The organism is Paenibacillus germinis, from assembly GCF_013141785.1.
Classification (GTDB): Bacteria; Bacillota; Bacilli; order Paenibacillales; family NBRC-103111; genus Paenibacillus_E; species Paenibacillus_E phytorum.
Window position 1 is genome coordinate 35,262 of record NZ_WHOC01000068.1, and the last position, 22,240, is coordinate 57,501.

Sequence of the window (22,240 nt, forward strand, 5' to 3'; positions counted from 1 at the left end):
TTAATCAATTAAATAATATCGATGTATCCTGTGACTCATAAATTTGAGCTGCACAATTATCCAATAAGTTGTTAACCTTCCGATATAACGCTCCTCCAACACTTAACCGTTTGACTCCAAGCTCTTTGAGCTTATTGCAGTTAGTTAGTCCCGGCAAAGACATAATATTTAGCGGCGCATTTGTTTGTGAGATAATTACTCTGATTTCGTCATCTTCTTTCAATCCGGGAACAAAAATACCGCTTGCGCCGCTTTCGACATAGGCTTTTGCTCTGTAAATCGTTTCATTTAGAGGATCTTGATTTTGTAAATATGTATCAGTCCTTGCGTTGATATAAAATCCTTGATAGCCATTCTTCTCTAATGCAGTTCTAATTTTCGATAAAAGATGGCATTGTTGGTCCAATGGTTTGAGCCCCACTAAGTTCTTGTGCGAATCCTCTATATTGATTCCTGAAGCACCTAAATCGGCAAGTTTTATCACATTATCGACTATCGTTTGATCATCTTCTCCATAACCGGACTCAATGTCTGCAGTAACAGGTATTTTCACATGATCTACGATCATTTTCACAACGTTTTGCTGTATTGCAAATTCAATCATTTCGCCGTCAGAATATCCTAGGCTTTTCGCTACTCCCCAACTCGTTGTACCGATTGCTTTGAATCCGGCTTTCTCAAGTGACAGAGCGGAGAGTAGGTCCCAGGCGTTCCCCAGCAATAAAACTTCATTTGATTCATGCAGCGCGTTAAACTCTTGAATTTTACTCATGTTAGCACATCCCCTTCAGTCTTTTGAACTTATGATTCTCTAATAATAATGTAATAAATAGTTTTAAAATAGAAGCTAGAAATCGATTTTAATTAAAATATCCCGCTCGATTATATGGGAGAGGAGAAGCACCCCAACTCATCTCGTAGATAGGTTGGGGTGCCCCTTCAAAACTTAACTATTTAGTTACATTGACAATCATCTTTTCGCTAGAGGTGGCTCCTGCATAGTTAATAAGCTCAGCTCGATACTCATAGTTGCCTTTTGCTCTATTTGCCACGGTCATTACGGATGATTGGGCATTCGGTGTATGATTCGCCAGTGCTTCAGTATAGATGAGAATACCATTCTCATATAAATGATACGTTGCCCCATTGGTTCCCCACCACATGTTCATACTGACTTTAAAATTGCCATCACCATCCCAGTTATCGCCCGACAGAACCGGTTTTTCTGGTGCTGCTTTCGTTACGGTTACCACATGTGCAGCGCTCGTTGTTGTGCCGAACGCATTGATAAGCTCTGCATAGTAACGATAAGTCCCATTCTGCTTGTAGGTAATGGATGTTACGGTGGATTGAGCTGATGGTGAATTGTCAGTGAGAATTTTCGTATCCATTAATACATCATTCTCGTAAAGCTTGTAGATTCTACCGTTTTCTCCATACCACATGTTCATCGTCACATTGTATGTACCGTCCAGAAGCCCGGTATCATACCCATTATCATCAGATATTACCACTGTACCCGGTTTAGCTTTACTTTTTGCTGCAATATTGTTCACAGTTGCCGTTGCCGTTCCGTGATTTCCTGCTGCGTCGACGAATTCGAAGGTAAAGCTGCCGTTAAAGATGAATATGTAGCTGCTTGAACCCCCATTATTCGTGATCGTTACTGATTCGCTCGGTGTGATTGTTGCAACCACACCTTGTACGGTTACCAAGCTATAGGCCACTGTTGCGGTTGGAAAGGCATGATCGATATTACTGACTACATAATGGGTTACATTGGATATGTTTCCTGCGGCATCCGTTCCTTTTGCGTACACCGTGTTATTGTCTGAAACGAAGATAGGGTCTGTGTACACTGACCACGCACCGTTTGCACCCACTTTGTATTCTTTCAAAGCTGCGTCAGCCGGATAGCTGATCGTTATGCTAACGTTGGTATTGGTTGGTGCTGTAATTTCTGCTGCCAAGGCTGCATCCTCCGGAGGCGTCCTATCGATCTTAATAATTGTCGTGTGATGGGCTTCGATATTCCCCGCGTTGTCAACACTCCAATAAACAAGCGTATGAATACCTTCCGCTGTCAATGTAACCGTCGTACCGGTTTGTTGCGGGCCGCCATCTACGGTGTAGTTTGTAGCTGCGATCCCTGATTCGCTATCACTTGCGTTCAAGCTTACGGTTACATCATGGTTTACCCAGCTTGCCTGCGCATCATCTGTTGTCATTGGAGCTGTCTTATCATTCGGCGTCACTTTCACCTCAGTCTCGGCATAAAGGGACGTCAATGGATTCGTGACACGGATCACGGCGCTGCCAACAGCCAGAGCACGCAGCTGTCCTTGGGCATCAATGGCTGCCACATCGCTATTCGTGCTGCTCCAATGCAGAATTCGATCCGTTGCATCGTTCGGAGTTATCCCTGCCGTAAATTGATGCGTATTTCCTATTTGCAAATTAAGCGCCTGAGTATCCAAGTTGATGCCCGTAGGAGGGATGAACTCGAACTTGACCACATCCGCGCGAAGCGGTCTGTCATGAGCTGAATTCGCATCCTCGACCGTGATGTAGCTAGCACTTCCTAGCGGCAAATCATAGATGCCCAGTACCTGCCATGAGCCTTGCAGTGTAGATTGATCGACGATCTTGGAATCACTCTTCGTGCCATCGATATAAATCGAGTATTCGGCTGCTTTCGTCGTATACGCCGGAGTCGCGGGCGTTCCTGGCAAATAAACCGATACCTTATATCGTCCGGGCTGGGTAATCGTTGGCGTCCATTTGGCCGATGCGCCTGTTGGGTTCGTAATCGCTCGCGAGATACCGCCGTTATAACCTTGGAGAACCGTGGAAGTCACCCACTTATTCGTAGCAGTTCCTAGTGGTCCGTTGACTTCTGTGTATCCTCCGTTTGTGCCATAACTACTATAGATTGTAACCTGCTGTATGACGGGCATCGTTACTTGGATCTTCGCTTCGGCATACAGGGAAGTTAACGGATTCGTGGCACGAATCACCGCTTCTCCAACTCCTGTCGCATTCGCATGCCCCTCGACATCAACAGTCACGATTTGACTGTTCGAACTGCTCCAAACCAGCGTCTGGTCAGTAGCCCCAGCAGGCGTAAACACAGCCGTGAAGGCATGCGTATCTCCTACCCGCAGGTCAAGTGAATCGGTATCCAGAGCGATTCCTGTCGCCGGGATGGCCTCTAACTTGATGACATCCGCCCTAAGTGGTCGATCATGAGCGGGGCTTGTGTCTTCGAGCAGGATATAACTGCTTGTTCCCCTTGGAAACTCATAGGTACCCAATACCTGCCAAGATCCCTGCTGAGAGAATTGATCAACAGCTTTCGTTTCCTGTTTTACTCCGTTGATATAGATTGAATACGCAGCCATCTTCGTGGTATTCACCGGAGTGGCGGGCGTTCCAGGAAGATACGCTGAAACCCGATACCGTCCGGACGCAGACACATTCGGTGTCCATTTAGCCGATGCGCCTGTTGGGTTCGTAATCGCTCGCGAAATACCGCCGTTATAGCCTTTGAGTACGGAAGATGTTACCCATTTATTGGTAGCTGTTCCAAGCGGTCCATTGACTTCGGCATAGCCTCCCATGCTGTAACCACTATATAAGGTGATCGGATTGGTAATCGTAGGCGGAATCTCTTCGATATAAGGAGCCTCCAACCCACCTTTTACATAAATCGGATTCTCATCGAGACGCAGCCGCACATAACCATTCGTTGGCGTATACGTTAACATATTCCCCATGATATCTGTGATATTAAGGGGGCTGCTAGTATAAAGCTTGAGGTCGGCTCCCGCAGGAGCGTACATGACCCGAATATCTTCTGTTGCATTATGAAACTTATGACTATAAATGCCAGGTCCAACATCCTCGGTGTTCTGGAAATCTGCTCCTGTTAGTTCCCGGGCCATCGTAGCATAAGCGGCGTAGGCCGGCTTAGGCACATAGGCCCCTTTGGCATCGTCAGGATTCCGAATCAAACCGAACGTTCCCTCAAATTCATTCGGAACCGTAGATTTATTTTGCAAATTATAAATATTGATTTTTTGAATACCGTTTGCCAAGGCAGTGACAATTCTTCGAGCCACATAGTTGGCTTGGACATGCTCGTCGAAATTAAAATTGCTAAATCCTGTCTCCGAAAGATTGATTGGGATCGTTTGATTGTTGTTATAGGTTTTCATTATATTTTTGTGCCTGTTGATATCTTTAACGAAATCTTCTGGATTCCTCGTATACGAATGGAACGAGTACTCATCCATATAATTCAGCGCACCTTTTTGATAAAGCGCTTCCAAAAATGCGTCTGAACCCAGTTCACCAAAGACAAATCCTGTTATTTTCACATTCGGAAAAAGGGGATGAATTTGTTCATAGGAGGTTTTTAACAAATTGAAGTAAAAATCCGCTTTCTCTGCCTCAGTGCTAAGTCCCTTCCCAAACGAAGGAATATCCGGCTCGTTCCAAATTTCCACCTGACCAATTTCCGGGTATCTGCTTAATACTTGCTTGCCATATTCAGCAAATGCCATTCTCCCCTCCAAACTTGTGGGTGCATTTCCTTCGTCATACAAATTATTATATAACGCCAGAGTAATATAAGGCTTGAGATCATTCGCCGCCACACGCGACATGAAATCGTCATGGAAGGTTTTAAAGCTAAATACCCCCTTCGTCGTATCCTCGATATCCCCCCAGCGCAAGGCATCCCTGACATACTTAACCCCCATTTTTTTAGCAATCGGTATCAGCGCCGCCGAGTCTTGAGCAATTAGATCGGTTCGAGCAGCGTGTGTTTGTACAGAGAAATGCGAATCCGCCACTTGGCTCAGATCGAAATTCGAGACGACCGCGAACGAGGTATCTTTCGATGCCAGAACATTCCCGTTCTGCTTGGCTGTAATAACTAAGTTGAACCATCCCTTTTTCCCGGGATTAACGGTTAGCAGGGTCGTTCCATTGCTTACGGCTTGGCTTCCGGACTGTACAGTGTTATTCCAGTAATCGGAATACACCCAATCAATCGAGTCTCCATCCGTACTGATTTTGAAGCTCTTGGCGTCATTTTCATAGAAAATGTTCCCTATTGTGTTTTGCTCAATGGTTAATGCTGCCGCATAAGCCACTTGGTTACCTAAAAACAGGGTGAACCCGTACGTTGCTAGTAGAGAAAATACCATACATACAGAAATAATACGACTTAACGTTTTTTTCATTGCCTTACATCTCCCCTCAATTGTAAATATTTTTCAAAAAAACTTTTGACACTTCGTTTATAATGTCACCTCCCCTCACCCTTTAGCGCCACGTGTGTACCTTTTTACGTTATTTATTTAAAACATGTGTTTCCTTAACAGGACCTTCTACGAATTGGCCTCGAGTTTGCAGGATATAACGTATCTCTTCGGCAGAAACCATCCGAACATCGTTGAAGCCAGACTTGACAGTTAATGCCGCGGCGGTTCCTGCTGCTTCGCCGATGGCGCTAATTCCTGACATTACACGGTAAGAAGCGTGAGCCTCAAATGTACCGCTAATACAGCGTGAGCTTAACAGCAGGTTGCCCAATCCTTTAGCGATAAGGCTGCGATAAGGAATATGATAATACCCCGGACTTGGCAAAATCGTCATATACTCCTGGTGATTTTTATTTCCATCCGGATCATGGACATCTACATCATAAGCACAAGCAGCCACCATATCATCAAACTTGCGTACTTGCAGACAGTCTTCTCCGGTTAACATGTAATCTCCGATAACTCTGCGGCCTTCACGTACCCCTAGCTTCGTAAAAATAGTCTCAATCTTCGCATCCCGAAAAGCTGGGTGCTCCCTGATCGCTTCAACTAATTCATACACTTGAACTTTGCCGATTTCAAACGCACGTTCAACGGATCCTGGAATCGTGGGATCTACATCGCTTATCGCAGTCGAATTAAACAGGAATGCTTTCCCATCTGGATAAGGAAATGCTAATACGCCTTGGCGCATATTCGTGCTGTTCGTTCTCTGCTTCATCGCTATATAATAGGGCTTGAGCGTCTCTTCCAGCCAAAAAAAGCAGCCCCAGCTTGTGACATCCTTTACTTTAAACAGCGAGGGGTCGAATCCAGTCAGCTTGAAAGTAACCGTCGCCATCTGCATCTTTCCATCTTTTTCTCGCCCCTTTTGAAACTCTGCTCCTGCCAATGCAGACAAATTTCCATCTGCCGTGCCGTCAAGGAACACACGACCGAATACACGCGTTTGCTTAGATCCAGTGATCGTCACTGAACGAATATTCCCATCTTCCACCTGTACGGCGTCCACTTCGCAGTCCGTCCATACAGTCAGATTTTTCTCTTTTTGAATAAGGCGATGATACGTTTCTTTTAATTCCTGTTCGTCATAGCTGGATACCGTTTCCTCGTCAAAGGTCAAGCCCGTATTCTGGTAAGCCTGCGGGAATAATTCCTTATGAATCCCCGTGTTCACACACCGTCCATGATGATCACGAAATTTACAGACTAAAGCAATAGCCGCATGGACGCCCGTTCCGCCAATCTCACTCATTTTTTCAATAAGCAGCACCTTACTGTTTAATCTTGAAGCAGCTAAAGCTGCACAAATGCCACCTACTCCTGCCCCAACAATCACAATATCAAAATCGTTTATCAAATCATTCATGGATATCACTCCTTTAATAAAATTAGGTTTACCCCTTCAGGCCGCTGCTGGCAATGCCTTCAACAAAGAATCTTTGGAAGATGGCTACGACGATGATGAGAGGAAGCAGCGCCGAAACAGAAGCAGCCATAATCAACGAATAATTCGCACCGTATTCATCTACAAAGCTGGAAAGACCTATCGGTAGTGTGAACAATTCACTTGAACGCAGGAAGATCAACGGATTCTCATATTCGTTCCAATGCCATGTAAAGGTAAGGATGAGAAGTGTCACGATGGCAGGCTTCGTTAATGGCAAACAAATTTGCCAATAGATCCGGAAGAATCCCGCTCCATCCACTTTTGCCGCTTCAAGAAGCTCGTTCGGAATCGTACTGAAAAATTGTCTCATCAAGAATGTTCCGAATACGGTAAAAATCCCAGGTAAAATGACAGCCCAATGGGTGTTCACCAAGCCAATGCGATCGAACAGGATAAACCTAGGGACAAGCAGCACCTGAGCGGGGATGATCATCGTAGCCAAATACATAAGGAAGATAAAATCTCTTCCCTTAAAGTTCAATTTAGCGAACGCGAACCCAGCCAACGAGCTGGTGATGATGGAGCCAACAACCGTAAAGAAAGTAATTTTGGCCGAGTTCCAATAAAACAAAGCAAATTTATATTTGCCGCCCCAAACCTCTTCATAGTTCGAGAGAATCGGATTTTTGGGAATCCAATTGATCGGGTATTTGAATAAATCAGCTTGGATTTTGAAGGATGAAGAAATCATCCAGAAGAACGGAATCAAAACCATGACACCCAAAACCAACATGACAAGGGTAACGCTTAATTTTCGCAAAGATATCACTACGAACCCACTCCTCCATTAAAAATGCTGCTGCCACTTCTTCTGACTGCGCCACTGAACCAAAGTAATCGAAAAGATGATGATGAACAAAACCCAGGACATCGCTGCCGCATAACCCATTTTGTAATTTTGGAAGGCAGTGAGATAAATATGATAAGCAATAACCATCGTAGAGTTGACCGGTCCGCCTTGTGTCATCACATTCACAACGGCAAAGACCTGGAAGGTGGAAATAATCAGTGTAATAGCAATCAAAAAGGTCGTAGGCTTCAACATGGGGACCGTGATTTTGAAAAACTGCCTCAATCCTGTGGCTCCGTCAATCGAAGCCGCTTCATATAAATCTTTCGGAATCCCTTGTAATCCCGCCATATACAGCACCATCGTGTATCCGATGTAAGTCCAAACGACCATAATGATGATAGCCGGCAAAGCCCACGCCGTACTCCCCAACCACCCAGGAGGATTGGCAACCCCCAGTGATCTTAGGAAGGCGTTGATCGGGCCATCTTGGGCATTGTAAAGCACGCTCCATACCACAGAAACAGCCACCAAACTGCTGACATAAGGCAGGAAAAACAAAGTTCGCAATAAACCTTTGGCATAAACATGTCGATTCAGCAGCACAGCTACAACCAAACCAATCGCCATTGCACTGGGCACCGTTACGCCAGTTAGAATAAAATTGTTCCTCAGTGCGTGCCATAAGTAAACGTCATTCACTAATTTTTCAAGATTTCCTAGTCCAGCAAAACTTAGCCCAGCAAAGCCCTTTAAGTAATCCCAATCTGCAAAAATCAGCATAAAACTGAACAGCAGAGGTAGAATGACGAAGAAAAAAACGCCGAGAAAGTTCGGCAAAATAAACAAATAACCCGCCAATTGTTCCTTCATGTTATGTTTGGACACTCGTCGCATGATGCCACCTCATTTAGCTATATTAAATCCATACCCGTATCATAATCAGTAGCGAATCAGAGTGGAATGGCGTGATTTAGGTTGTTACAGCGTTGATTTTAAGATGTAGGAAAACAACTCAGACTCAGATAAACCTAGCCTGCAGCATCTAGGTTCTCTACCATTATGTGCTCGGGAATAAATAAGCACGCTAGATGTGCTTATTCCCATAACTATCGCGGCATCTCGTGAGATAAGACCACAGATCGTGCTTATCTGCTGCATTTCCTTACTTTCCGGGCGTATGAACGAATAATAAGCACCCCTAGCTTGCTTATGTCTCCCTAGCAGGAGCCATTCGAACAAGTAAGCACTCACAGTTGCCTTATTTTCTGTATCGAACCATTTTGGGGATATGGATATAGGCTCAGCACGAAGAAAAGGACCTAGCAGACTTCAAATTGAAGTCCGCCAGGTCCCTTTTATAACACAACCGTTATTTTTTCTCAGCCTTAATCGCTTGATCCGCTCTTGTCTTCATATTCTGAATGGCTTTGTCTAAGGGCTGCACACCCATGACATATTTCTCTGTTTCTTCGTTAATAATTTTGGTCATTTCCGGTAAAGCGGTGGAAATCGTTTGAACCGGGAACGTATAATCGCCTTTGATTAGAGCTTTCAGAGAATCCACGTTTATTAGGTTTGCTGCATCTCCCACCATAAGCTCAGCCACTTTATCCACATCAATCTTCTTCGACGAAGGCAAACGTCCCCCCGGAATCATGAGAAGATTCCCTTCGGTTAGATACCACGAGATAAATTGAAAGGCTTCGTCTTTGTTCGAAGACGTATTGTTTATCGACATAAAGTCGTTGAAGCCTGCCGTATTCACTTTGCCGCCTTTCTCCAACTGAGGTACCGGTGCAAATATGGTTTTGAACTCATGCGGGAAGCTTTTCGTATCTTTCACATTCCTTAGCAAATGTGTCCCTCCGAAGATCATCGCCGCTTTACCGGTCAGAAGCTCATTTGGAGGAAGCAGTTTGTTGGCGATAATTTCCGGCCACTTGACCGATAATCCTTTGTCCTGCAGCGCTTTTTGATATTCCAAGCCCTTCTTGACGGCAGGACTGTCGAAGGTGGACAATCCCTCCGCGGTATAATAGGAATCTACCGGCTTATTCTCAAGAATGGAAAAACGAACCATATTATCATCTGGAACCTTGATAAAGCTGCCCTTCTGGTCCGGTGTATGCAGCTTCTCGGCAAGCGCCATGTAGTCATCCCATGTCCATCCTTGAGCCGGAATCTTCTCTCCCGCTTTCTCCAAGGCCGTTTGATTAATCATAACGGAAGATAATAGCTTCATAGCCGGTAAATAGTGCGTTTTCCCTTTATACGGGACGACATTATCTTTGCCGATGATATCATCCACATTAAGCTTATATTTGCTAATCAAATCATCCAACGGAAAGGTGACCCCCGCGTTCGCCCGGCGATTGTAATTCGTTTCTCCATAACTGAAGAAAATGTCCGGAGCATCGGAGTTGCTGATAAGAGCCGTATCGAGCTTCGTGTTGCCGCTATCATCGTTCACGTAACGTGTATACTCCACTTGGATATCAGGATGTGTACTGTTCCATTTCGTGACCACATCCTTGGGTCCGTTCTCTTCAGGAATGCCGCCCCACATCTTAAGTTTGACGGCTTTCTTCGGAACTGCGGAGCTGGCAGTAGTCGCTGCAGCGGGAGATGAGCTTGTTTGGTTGTCACCTTTTGCACAGCCGGAAAGCATCAAACTAAATGCCATTGTTAGTGATAGTGCGGAATAAATCGATTTCTTCATACAGGTAAAACCCCTCTCTTACTTGTTTTCATCCGTTTGGAACATCATTAGCATAGCAAAGTGATCATTCCTGCGTAATGAATTCATTTAAGATCTTACCTGTCTTGTTTTATCCACTTTTAGTGAATATAGCGCTTACGATATTCTTGCGGGTATATGCCTTCAATTTTTTTAAACAACTTAGCGAAATAATTAGGGTCCGAATAGCCGATCGCGTCCGCGACTTCATAAATTTTAACATTGGGATCCTTGAGCAGTTCCCTGGCTTTCTTCATTCGTATACGGATCATGTAATCGATCATCGTTTCGCCTGTTTCTTTCTTGAATAAGGAGCTTAAATACGGTTCCGTAAAATTAACTTCTTTTGCCAAGTCGGACATTTTAAAGGAAGTGCTGTACTTTTCTTCGATCATTCTTTGAACGGCCCTAATTTCCGGGCGAGGCTGATGAACCGCGCTTGAGCGCAAATGCTCGAGGAAGACTGCAATCCATCCCATCAACCACTCGCTTATTTCTTGTATGGATTCCGCTGTCCTCACGACATGATGAGGATAACTTCCTTCGTAGGGCTCAATCGAGTAAAGGTCTCCTCCTTTATGTTGAAGAAAAACCTCGAATAGATGTACAATATGCAGCCAACGTTCTCTGACCAGATCAGGATAAGGTCTCGGTACTCCTTCTTCTAAATAGGTCTCAGCCATATTCCTTATGGCATTCTCAAGCGCTTCTTGATCTTGCCGAGCCATCGCATCGAGCCAGTCATCTTGTGACGTAATGGGTAAAGCATGATCTGCAAACATTTGCTCGCTATAATGAATGACACGATTCGAGTCATTGTAAAATCTCTCCAAAAGAGCTTCATCGGCAAACTTACACGCTTCATGCAGGTCGTATGCTCGTTCAACAGGGGAATAAGTACCGAAATAGACAGACAATTTGAGATAGCGTTGTATACATTCCGTCATCTCCTGAAGCATCGGCTCCGCCCCCGTACTGGATATCATACCGAAACGCCCCCCACCCAATTCCACGATGTGTCCTGCCTTATATTTGCGCATAATTTCCCGGAGTATATTCATTACGGAAAAGCGCAGCAACTTTTCACTCTTAAAGCGATTCTCATCTACTACAGACTCGTATCGTTCGATTTTCATCACCGAAACCGTCCATGGAAATGGCGGAAGCAGATTCGCATATTCCTCTGAGAGATCATCCGCTTCCCTCTTTGAATATTGCATGGTCAAGAGATCACGCAAATGCTTTTCAATGGTTATTTCTTGGCGAAATTGAACAGCATTCCGATTAAGCAGTAACGTTTCCTCCTGCTTTTTACGCTCGTTCTCGATTTCCGCTTGCATTTGCTGCAGCTTGGTTTGAAGATCTTCCGGCTGCATGGTCAACTTCAATATATAGTCGGAAGCGCCAAGCTGCAAGGCTCGCCTTACATACCCAAAATCATTATAATTGGATAAAATTAAAATTTTGATGTGCGGATATAACTCCTTCACCCGTTCCATTAACGAGATTCCATCCATATTCGGCATGGAAATGTCGGTAATCAACAGGTCACATGGCTTTTCAGCAAGAATGGCAAGCGCATCTAATCCATCCACCGCCTCGCCAATCAATTCAAAGCCGAATTCCTCCCAAGGAATAAACGTCTTGAGTCCCAGCCTCACCAGAAATTCATCTTCCACTAATAAAAGCTTGGTCATGCTGGCTCCTCCATCCTGTTCCAAGGCAGCTTGATAACCGTCTCCACCCCGACATCCATGCCATTGTGCATAAACAGCCCATAAGGTTCCCCGAAATGCATACGAATCCGACTTTGCACATTCTCAAGCCCGATTCCACTATATTTGCCTTGTCTGATGGGATTGGATTCCTCAAGAGCATCGTCTGCAAACTTTCTCTCTGACAGCCCTTGACCATTATCTGTAATTGTGACAAACAACAAACCATCTTCCTGATGTGCCGCAATACGGATGATTAAAGGCATACGGTTCCCATGGATAATGCTGTTTTCCACAATAGGTTGAAGGGTGAATTTAAGCATGCGCGCAGACAACAAACTTTCATCGACATGAATGAACAAATCGATATTATCGTTAAACCGAATTTTTTGCAGCGAAAAATAGTGCTCTATAAAATCAAGCTCATCTCGCAGTGTGACAACTTCGCTTTCCTGCTTCATACTGTAGCTGAGCATAATGCCTAAGGAAGTAATCATATCCCCAACGTTTTTGGCACCCGAGAATAAAGCCAGCCACTTAATAGAATTAAGGGCATTAAACAAGAAATGGGGAGAAATTTGAGCCTGAAGAGCATGAAACCTTGCTTCCTCTTTCAGCTGCTGCTCTTCGCGAAGAGTCGTAACCATTTCCTTCAAGCTCGACAGCATACGGTTGAAATGATGGCTCAGCAGTCCAATTTCATCGTTCCCTCCGGCCAAAGCGGGCTTCTCGAAATTTCCGGATGCTGCTTTCCCCATTGCCTGCACAAGAGAGCGAATAGGCTTCATCAAACGGAGGGTAAATAGGACATAGATGAATAGAAAGCACGCGAATAAAACGATAACGCCCCATGTCGTTGCAGTGCGCACGTTCTTCAACTGCTGCATCCATTGCTCCTGCATGGGTATCCAACGCAATTGCCAGCCTGTTGCTTTTAAGCTTTGTGTAAATATAGATCCTGCTTCTCCCGCTTCAAACTTATTCCACAAATCATCCCTGCCCCAGAGCAAACGATTGTTATCGGATATCAGGAATTGGGCAGGAGAATCCTCCTCTAAACCATTGGAAACGAGAAACATTTCCTTGATTGGAAAGGCGATAAAGACGAACCCATAGCCTTTTGTCGTCTCCCCCCTGATTAACCGGACCATAGTAATAAAGCCCCCTTCTTGGTTCCCTTCAAGGCCTTTCACTTTCAAAGAAGGGTTCACATCCCAAGCAGGAGCTCCATTTTTTTCCTTGGCTTGTTTCGCATAATCTGGCATCACTTTAAGTATCTCTTCGTCCTGATTGGTCGCATAGATGCTGCCATTAAATCCATAAACCGCAACAATGGCGTGGTTGTCCAAAATATAAGAGATCAAGTTGTCCATCTTGCTCTGCAGACCAATAACCCTCTGGTAGGTTGGATAGTCATTTAGGTCGGACTGCCCCGAACTTCTTAGCAATTGCAAAACATCATAGTCGTTGGTAAGCAAATTCGACACATTTAAAGTCCGATTGAGCATGTCGTCGGCTCTGTCCGTAACCCTCTTTAGAACCTCAGTTTGTGTGTCGGTCATTTGTCTCATAACTATTTTGTCAGATTGAACGAAGTAAAGAAACAACATTAATAAAAAAGGAACCACAATAAACAATGTAAATACAAGTAAAAACTTGAGTCGAAGCGAGAAAAACAGCTGCCTTTTGTTTATTGTCATTCCTCTCTCCCCTTCGAAACCAATGTGCAATGGCAACCGTCCACTGAACGGTTGCCATGATGAGGTATATATGTAGTATTATAACTCACAGATTACTTTTATAACTAGGTGCTGTTTAATGTTTATACAGGGTTATATTTAATGCAAGATCAGATTGATTACCCGGATTCTTATTACTGCCACATAAAACAAAAAGACTGAATTCATCAAAAAACGGAGTCGCGTATGCTACGCGTACTCCGTTTTTTATTTTTCCTATACCAAGCTTACTTAGTTACTTTTACAATCATCTTATCGCTGGATGTGGCTCCAGCATAGTTAACGAGCTCAGCTCGATACTCATAGTTGCCTTTGGCTCTATTCGCTATAGTCTTTACGGATGATTGGGCATTCGGTGTATGATTGATCAGTACTTCTGTATAGATGAGAATACCGTTCTCATATAAATTGTACGTCCCGCCATTCGTACCCCACCACATGTTCATGCTGACATTAAAGTTGCCGTCGCCATCCCAGTTATCGCCCGACAGAACCGGTTTTTCTGGCGCTGCTTTCGTTACCGTTACCACGTGCGTAGCGCTCGTTGTTGTGCCGAATGCATTAGTAAGCTCTGCATAGTAACGATAAATCCCATTCTGCTTGTAGGTAATGGATGTTACGGTGGATTGAGCTGATGGTGAATTGTCAGTGAGAATTTGCGTATCCATTAATACATCATTCTCGTAAAGCTTATAGATTCTACCGTTTTCTCCATACCACATGTTCATCGTCACATTGTATGTACCGTCTAGAAGCCCGGTATCATACCCATTGTCATCGGATAGTATCACTGTACCCGGTTTAGCTTTACTTTTTGCTGCAATATTGTTCACAGTTGCCGTTGCCGTTCCGTGATTTCCTGCTGCGTCGACGAATTCGAAAGTAAAGCTGCCGTTAAAGATGAATGTGTAGCTGCTTGAACCCCCATTATTCGTAATCGTTACCGATTCGCTCGGTGTGATTGTGGCAATTACACCTTGTGCGTTTAGCCCGCTATAGGCCACTGTTGCAGTTGGCGCCGTATTATCTACCGTTATCTCTATGCTGCCGACGAAGGGACCGTACGATGCTTGAATGATCGCTCTGCCTTCCCCAATTGCCTTCACTACGCCATAAGTATCCACAGTTACGGTTGATGGATCGGATGAATGCCACGCAGCTTTGCCAGATAAATCTACAAACCCGCTTGCCGTCAGTCCGTGGGCACCCAGAGTCTGTGTTTGTCCCTCCGTCATATTCGTTTGAGCCGCTTCAACAACTAGCCCATTCAACATCCACACTTTTCCATATTTCGCCGGATTTTTATCACTGCCAATCCCGCTGCTCCACTCAAGCCATCCAAGCCGACCGCTTCCGTTATTGTCGTTGACCAGCACAGACAGTCGCAGTGGATTTTTCGGATCATGTACATATGGATACAATTCAGAAGAATTCACATGGATATAATAAGTCGTTTCATTGGGGACCGTTTGATCTACCTTTAGGGACGCGTACTGTGCTACGCTGTTACCCGGTGTCCAATTGGTCGGTAAATTGCCGCCAACATAAGGCACCGATTGTTTATAAAGCACTGGGCCTTGCGGTGTCAGTGCTGCCTGGAACTCCACCTGATCTCCCGTAAATCCCTGTCCGAATGTGTCAATCGCGAACTGTACGCTGTCCCCTTTCCAGAAGCTTCCGAGTGGATTATCCTGAACAAATGTCCCATCCTTCACGCGAACGATCAGGTCTAGCCCGCTATCCGAATACCCCGCCGCAAACGAAGCGTCAAAATCCGCTGGTTTCGTCGACTGGGCAGCTGCTTTATACGCCCAATTATCGGTAGTCCAAACAGCATGGTCAGCGACTTCTAATGTGGCAGGATTGAACAGTTCTCCACTGGTTCCCTTCGACTCAGGGACAATAATATTATTCGTATTACGGTCGAAATCCGAGATCAAAAACGGCTCTGAGATCGGTAGTAGCGCTAATGCTGCGCTATCCGCATTACTTATCCAATATACCTTGCCAGGATGTATGTTAAGTAGGTTATTGGCACTTTGCGTTTTGCCCTCCCAGTCCGTAACGAGGGTCTCTCCCGTGAAAGCAGCCGCTAGACGCGCATCGATCGGAGCTTCGGAGGATGCGTCAGTCCACAAACCTATGAGCCGGGTTCCGTCGTTGTCAATTACAACTGCTTTTTGTCCGTCCTGGAGAACGTACTCCCCTTTATAAACGAGCGATTGGCCAGCAAGATCGAGAAAATGATGGGCTACTGACGCTGCGAGTCTCGGCTCCACTCGCGGCTTAGAGCGGAATAAACCCGATGCGTGCGTTACAGTTCCTGTGCTCTTGGCATAAGATAAAGTTTCCATCTCCGATAAATTCAACATATGAAATAAGGCAATTTTTTGCGTTCCCCATTTGAGCTGCGACAGGAAGTCAACGATCATCCGCTTAGCGATCTCAGATTCCGTAGGCACTGTGCCTGTTACTGAATTCGAATTGACCAGAATCGCATGACTCTCCGAATCAGCCCACTGCTTGGATGCGATTCCAAAAGCCTGATCTATACGCTGGAATTCGCGAGGATCTGGCAGGTAACCATGCAGCGAGAGCTTATCAAAATAGGACGCTCCGCCCAAGCTGAGCAGCTCTTTATAAAATGACAAATAGTTGCGTCCTGCAAGTCCTCCAATCCATACATCTGAATCCGGCTGCTCCTCTTTAATTGTCTGATACGCCGTTTTCAACAGCTCAACGAAACGTTCCGTCGAATCCAGCCAAAACACGCTCAACCCCGGCAAATTGGGCTCATTCCATACTTCCCACGTCTTAATCCGAGTATCGTACCGGGTAACGACGGCACGAACAAAATCTTCCCAGTCCTTCATATCCACAGGAGCATAAGCGGAATATGCCGGTACACTAATATTCGCCTGCGTTTGCTCCGGATGCGGCGACGCCCACTGCGGCGTGTATAACAGATTTCCAGTCAGATCGAAACCGTAACTTGTCAGCTTGTTGACTTGGTCATCGAATCTCGACCAATCATAAACACCGCGTGACGGTTCAATCGCCCAGCTCGTATCGCGGAACTGCGATCCCCATGGCACTGCATGAATCCGCGCAAAGCGAAATCCCACTAAATCAGCTAGTTTCATGGCATTCTCGCCTTCCGAAAGCTGATAGCTAAAGCCCATGGTCGGCCATCTTTGCGATATTGGCTTCGTTGGCCCCTTACTTACTACCAATGAATATCTCTCACGCGAAAACGTAGTCAGATCCGTCTGTGAATACGTATATTTGACGGGCAGATCCGTTAAATCCGTAGAACCATTCTGTTGATACGCAAAAGCAATTTCGTAGTACCCCGGCTCCGAAGGCGTCCAGCTCCAGCCTTGATCGAGAAATGTCTGTCTCGATACAGGTACTTGTGCTATCAATTCGTTATCAGAATTGTAAACGCTACCAATAATGGTATTAACGGAACTCGCTACTGCTCCGGCGTTCAATTGATACACTACTGGGTCCCCTAGATTCCACCAGCTAGCAAATTTACTTCCTTTCAACGTAAAAACAACGGGTCCCAGCGATTGATTCGACGCTTCCGCCTTCACATCATCAAAGTAAAGTCTGCCGCTGGCCGGTGTCGCAGCATTTATGCTGGTGGTCGTCAAATTCAGTACAAGCGTGTTGGTGCCGGCTGGAAATTGGCTTCGATCCACAGTAAACGACACCTCCGTCCAATCCGTAAGCGACAACCCCTCCGTTTTATCCGTCGTGTAGGACCCTAAGAACGTTCCGTTGTTCTGGAAGGAGACCCACAAACGCGCTTTATTGCCCGAATAATCTTGCGACGCCTTCAGCTTGGTTGTTATTCGGAACGATGTCATATTCGAAGGAAGCGTTATGGGACTCGACACCCATCCGGCGTATCCGCTGCTGACACTGTTGACATACACCGAGCGCAGACCGCCACTTTTATCATTCTCTGTATAATTCGCCGCCGAAACCGGCGGATTGTTCGCTGATCCGTTCCACCACCACGTTTTCCAATCTTTTGGACTGTTAACGCCATTCGTTACGGTCAATGTCTCAAAGCCCGGATTCGAAACAGGCAATTGCTGAACAACCGGAATCGGTTCATCCGACGCCTCCACCCTCACATCATCGTAGTAAAGTTTGCCGCTTGCTGGTGTCGCCGTATTTATGCTGGTTGTCGACAGGTTCAGCACAAGCGTATTGGTGCCAGCCGGAAATTGGCTTCGGTCGACGGTAAACGACACCTCCGTCCAATCCGCAAGTGACGCCCCCTCTGTCTGATCCGTCGTGTAGGACCCTAAAAAAGTCCCGTTGTTCTGGAAGGAAACCCATAAACGCGGTTTGTTTCCCGAATAATCCTCCGATGTCTTCAGTTTGGCAGAAATTCGAAACGACATCATATTCGAAGGAAGCGTTATGGGATTCGATACCCACCCCGCGTATCCCGTGCTGACACTGCTGATAAATACGGAGCGCTGGCCGCCACTTTTTTCATTCTCCGTATAATTCGCTGCCGAAATCGATGGATTGTTTACCGGCCCGCTCCACCACCACGTCTTCCAATCTTTCGGACTGTAAACTCCGTTCGTTACAGTCAGCGTTTCAAATCCCGGATTCGAAACCGGCAGCTGCTGTATAACCGCTGCATGAGCGGCGCGTGCACCAATTACCATAAAAAATAATAGCCCCAAAACACAAACAAATTTCTTAAACTTCCTCATAATCCCCCTCCTCGTATTCATGCATGGATAAAGTAAAGCTGAGGACCGCAAATTCGTATAACGGCCCCCATCGTGTAATACAAGCGCGTTGCTTACTTCTTCATTTGTGCTTGTTTGGCAACGGTCTCCCATAAATCTTTCATCATGAAACTGCTGTCCTTATTGGTTTTATACCACTCGATTATGAAGTCGTCCATTTGTTTGCCGCCCGCTTTATCCCATGAAGTCTGAACGTCCTTAAAGGCTTGATCAACCGAATATTTATCCCCGCTTAAGACTGCTTTCAACCATGTATCCGTAATTTGCTTTTTGACGGTGTTAAATGACGTTTGCATATCTTTGGGGAAAGAAGGTATCAGCTCTTGCAAGGTGACGAAACGGTATTTTTTAGTCGAATCGAGATATAAGGACTCGGCTTTTTTGAACATGTCAAGTGCGGCTTTTTGTTCCGGAATCTCAGGATTGAATTGATTTTGTAAGAACGCACACTTCCCGAGCAGCAAACGGGAATAGAAATGAGCGTAGTCGCCCGCCCAGCTAACTTCTGCTTTCGTTTTATTCGGATCGATGATTTGCGGACATCCGTTTGCATCCTTCTTATAATGCGTGCCTTCCAATCCGAAAAGCAGGCTGGTACCCGTCGAGACACGATTGATAAAGTCGATGTATTTGATCGCTGCAACCGGGTCTTTAGTCTTTGCATTAATCGCAGTTGTCATTTGCACTGGGCTTTGTACGTCCGGAATAAATTCACCTACTGGACTTTTTGGCAGTGCGATAGGAATCACATCAGCTTCTGGGACAGCCTTTTTCAAGGTTTGTATATCCGTTACTGTCGATTCGAACCAATTTCCTACAAAAGTCGGGTAAATACCCATCTTGCCATTTAAAAAGTCTTGTTTGGCCTTTGCCCCATTTTTGTCATTCACGAAGTCTTTATCGATTAGCCCCTCATCAAACAAGCGTTTTTTGAACTCCGTTGCCAATTTCGCATGTTCAAATGCACGGCTCGGTTGATCGTTTACAAGACCATACAGTTCAACAGGGTTCCCGAACATCATATCGATCGCAAACTCCGAACGAAAACTCAATGCCATTCCGTATGTGTCCTTCTTTCCATTGCCGTCAGGGTCTTGCTCCGCAAACGCTTTTGCTACTTTATACAAATCCTCGGTCGTTTTCGGAACGTCCAGATTTAATTTTTTCAACCAATCTGCACGAACGAAGACCGCATAACTTGGAACTGATTCCAGTACCCGTCCAACTTTGTACATCTTCCCGTCGGGACTGGTCGCGACTTTCTTCAATGCGGGATAATCCTGAAGCACCTTCTTGTATTCAACGCTGTTCTTCTCGATCAGGTCATTTAGCGGCATAAGCTGCTTCTGATCGATGAGCGGGTTAAGTATATTCGGATCAAACTCGTTAATAATGTCAGGCGCCGATCCCGAAGCAAACAGCACATTGAATTTTTGTGCCGCATCGTTGCGCGGAATTGGCACATATTTGACATTCGCAGGGCCGTTTTCATTAACAAATTTTGTCCAACGATTATCTTCTAATGTTCCTTCTGCAGCAGGAATATTTCCACGGTCATAAACCGATACGGAGATATCTCCTTTCTTAGCTGGAGTTGTTGATGCTGTTGGGGTTGTTGAATTAGCAGAGGAACTCGGTTGTACGGTAGGTTTCGTACTGCATGCCGTTAGAACCATTGAAGTCGATAATGCCATCGTTAGTGATGTCGCAAACCATTTTTTCATGTTTGATAAACCCCTTTTGAATTCGTTATTTGTTTGCTTAAGCTTACCTCATCGAATCTTTGGGAACCATATTTCTCTTTGTAACACCACCTCCTTATCGCTCTCATGCTTCCCTTAGCCTTTCACGGAACCAAGCATAACGCCTTTGACAAAGTATTTTTGTAAAAATGGATAAACCACCAACATCGGGGTAATCATGACGATCACGCCTGCAGCTTTGATTCCTTCCTCTACCACATGAACCTGGTCGTCAGGCTGCACCATCATGGTTTGCTGCAGTATGTTCTGGCTTTGAATCATTTGCTGTACGAGCACGGTTAAGTTGTGCTTATCCGTATCGTTGATGTAAATCAGCATACTCATAAAAATATTCCAGTACGCAACACCATAAAAAAGCGTCAATGTCGCGAGAACAGGCATAGAAATGGGCAATACAACTTGAAGTAGAAGACGTACTTCGCTGCAGCCATCCATGCGTGCCGCATCGTCAATTTCTGACGGGATGTTCTCGAAATACGTACGTAGTAGAAGCATGTTATACGTACTTACTAAACCAGGCAGCCAAAGAGCCCAATAGGAGTTAACTAGTCCCAAACTTTGAATAACCAGAAAAGTAGGGATAATGCCTCCTGTAAAGATCATCGTAAAGATCATCGAAAGCGTAAAGAAACGTCGTGCATAAAAGTTGGGACGCGATAAAGGATATGCGGCCATAATTGTGGTGAGCATACATAACGCAACACCTACGAACGTGATCAGAGCACTGTTGCTGAATGATCGAATGAGTGGTGTTCCCTCGATCAAAACGTTAAACGTATCCCAGGTGAAGCCGATGGGCCATAGATTTACTTTCCCGGTTTCGATAGCAGACGAACTGCTAATGGAAAGCGCAATCAAATGCAGAAGTGGAAACAAGCTTGAGCAGGCAATTAAGGCTAGAATAATATAGTTCGTGATGTAGAAAATTTTATCTCCATTGGATGCACGCATCTCGATTCCTCCTTTCTAAAATAGACCCTTCTGAAAGCGACGTGCAATCCAATTGACAGAAAGCAGTAGAATTAAAGCGACGACTGATTCAAACATTCCCATTGCTGTAGTTAAGCTAAATTGCGCGCCTTGCAGTCCAACGCGATAAATATACGTGCTGATTACATCCGAAACGTCGTTCACCGCAGCATTTTGTAAGACATAAATGGGGTCAAATCCGACTTCCATCACGCGTCCCATAGAAAGAATAAAGAGCAAAATGATGGTCGGCGCAATTCCAGGAATTGTAATATGAATAATCTGTTTCCATTTATTAGCCCCATCCATACTTGCTGATTCGTACAGCGACGGGTCGATTGTCGTCATTGCCGCCATATAGATGATGGCATTAAAACCCATATCTTTCCATATTCCTGCACCAACAAAGATGGTGATCCATGATTTGATATTGTATAAGAACGGAAATGGTTCAATGTTAAAAAGGGTCATCCAATGACTTAACCAGCTTCCTTCGATTCCAAAAATACTAAAGACGATCCCACCGACAATAATCCATGAATAAAAGTAAGGTAAATAAACAAGCGTTTGAACGATCTTCTTGAACCACATTTTTCTCACTTCGTTCAAAAGAATAGCTAATAGAATAGGGAATGGAAACCCCACGAATATATTTAGACTGCTAAGTAGAAGCGTGTTTCGGATAATTTTTAACGAATTTTCGTTATTGAACAGCTTTTGAAAATTATCAAGTCCAACCCAAGGACTGTGAAACACCCCATCAAAAAAGTTGTAATCTTTAAAGGCAATGATCAGTCCAGCCATTGGCGCGTATTTGAAGATTAAGTAAAATAAAATGACGGGTATGAACATAAGGAGAAGTGGAATATTCTCCCTTAATCTCTTCATGTCGACTCCCCTTCGGTCTATTGCTTTCATATCGTTCCCTCTTTCTTTGTTGTAGCCTGCAATCCAACTGTA

Annotated in this window: 12 protein-coding genes; all 12 read right to left on the reverse strand. The window is 45.0% G+C overall.

Annotation, left to right across the window (positions count from 1 at the left end):
• Positions 1-4 precede the first annotated feature (4 nt).
• A complete protein-coding gene (locus GC102_RS12315; RefSeq protein WP_171689800.1) occupies positions 5-772 on the reverse strand; it encodes an isocitrate lyase/PEP mutase family protein in 768 nt (255 codons plus the stop codon).
• Between the two features lie 178 nt (positions 773-950).
• Positions 951-5,249: a golvesin C-terminal-like domain-containing protein gene (locus tag GC102_RS12320; protein WP_171689801.1), complete on the reverse strand. Its 4,299-nt coding sequence runs from the start codon at positions 5,247-5,249 to the stop codon at positions 951-953.
• A 109-nt stretch (positions 5,250-5,358) separates the two neighbouring features.
• Entirely contained in the window at positions 5,359-6,699 is a 1,341-nt protein-coding gene (locus GC102_RS12325) for an FAD-dependent oxidoreductase (RefSeq protein ID WP_171689802.1), read from the reverse strand.
• 28 nt (positions 6,700-6,727) lie between these two features.
• Entirely contained in the window at positions 6,728-7,549 is an 822-nt protein-coding gene (locus GC102_RS12330; RefSeq protein WP_312883239.1) for a carbohydrate ABC transporter permease, read from the reverse strand.
• An 18-nt stretch (positions 7,550-7,567) separates the two neighbouring features.
• Entirely contained in the window at positions 7,568-8,458 is an 891-nt protein-coding gene (locus GC102_RS12335; protein ID WP_376769365.1) for a carbohydrate ABC transporter permease, read from the reverse strand.
• A 484-nt stretch (positions 8,459-8,942) separates the two neighbouring features.
• Positions 8,943-10,292 carry an ABC transporter substrate-binding protein gene (locus GC102_RS12340; protein WP_171689803.1) on the reverse strand — a complete coding sequence of 450 codons (1,350 nt, stop codon included), beginning with the start codon at positions 10,290-10,292 and terminating at the stop codon, positions 8,943-8,945.
• A 119-nt stretch (positions 10,293-10,411) separates the two neighbouring features.
• Positions 10,412-12,007 carry a response regulator gene (locus GC102_RS12345; protein ID WP_171689804.1) on the reverse strand — a complete coding sequence of 532 codons (1,596 nt, stop codon included), beginning with the start codon at positions 12,005-12,007 and terminating at the stop codon, positions 10,412-10,414.
• A complete protein-coding gene (locus GC102_RS12350) occupies positions 12,004-13,725 on the reverse strand; it encodes a sensor histidine kinase (protein ID WP_171689805.1) in 1,722 nt (573 codons plus the stop codon). The genes GC102_RS12345 and GC102_RS12350 overlap by 4 nt, the downstream gene beginning before the upstream one ends.
• A 266-nt stretch (positions 13,726-13,991) precedes the next feature.
• Positions 13,992-18,509, reverse strand: a complete 4,518-nt coding sequence (locus tag GC102_RS12355; protein ID WP_171689806.1) for a beta-galactosidase — start codon at positions 18,507-18,509, stop codon at positions 13,992-13,994.
• A 92-nt stretch (positions 18,510-18,601) separates the two neighbouring features.
• Entirely contained in the window at positions 18,602-20,272 is a 1,671-nt protein-coding gene (locus GC102_RS12360; RefSeq protein ID WP_171689807.1) for an extracellular solute-binding protein, read from the reverse strand.
• Between the two features lie 114 nt (positions 20,273-20,386).
• Complete coding sequence (locus GC102_RS12365) at positions 20,387-21,262, reverse strand: carbohydrate ABC transporter permease (RefSeq protein ID WP_171689808.1); 876 nt, start codon at positions 21,260-21,262, stop codon at positions 20,387-20,389.
• Between the two features lie 15 nt (positions 21,263-21,277).
• The gene (locus GC102_RS12370; protein ID WP_171689809.1) at positions 21,278-22,168 is read right to left on the reverse strand and encodes an ABC transporter permease; all 891 of its coding nucleotides are present in this window, start codon (positions 22,166-22,168) and stop codon (positions 21,278-21,280) included.
• Positions 22,169-22,240: the final 72 nt, after the last annotated feature.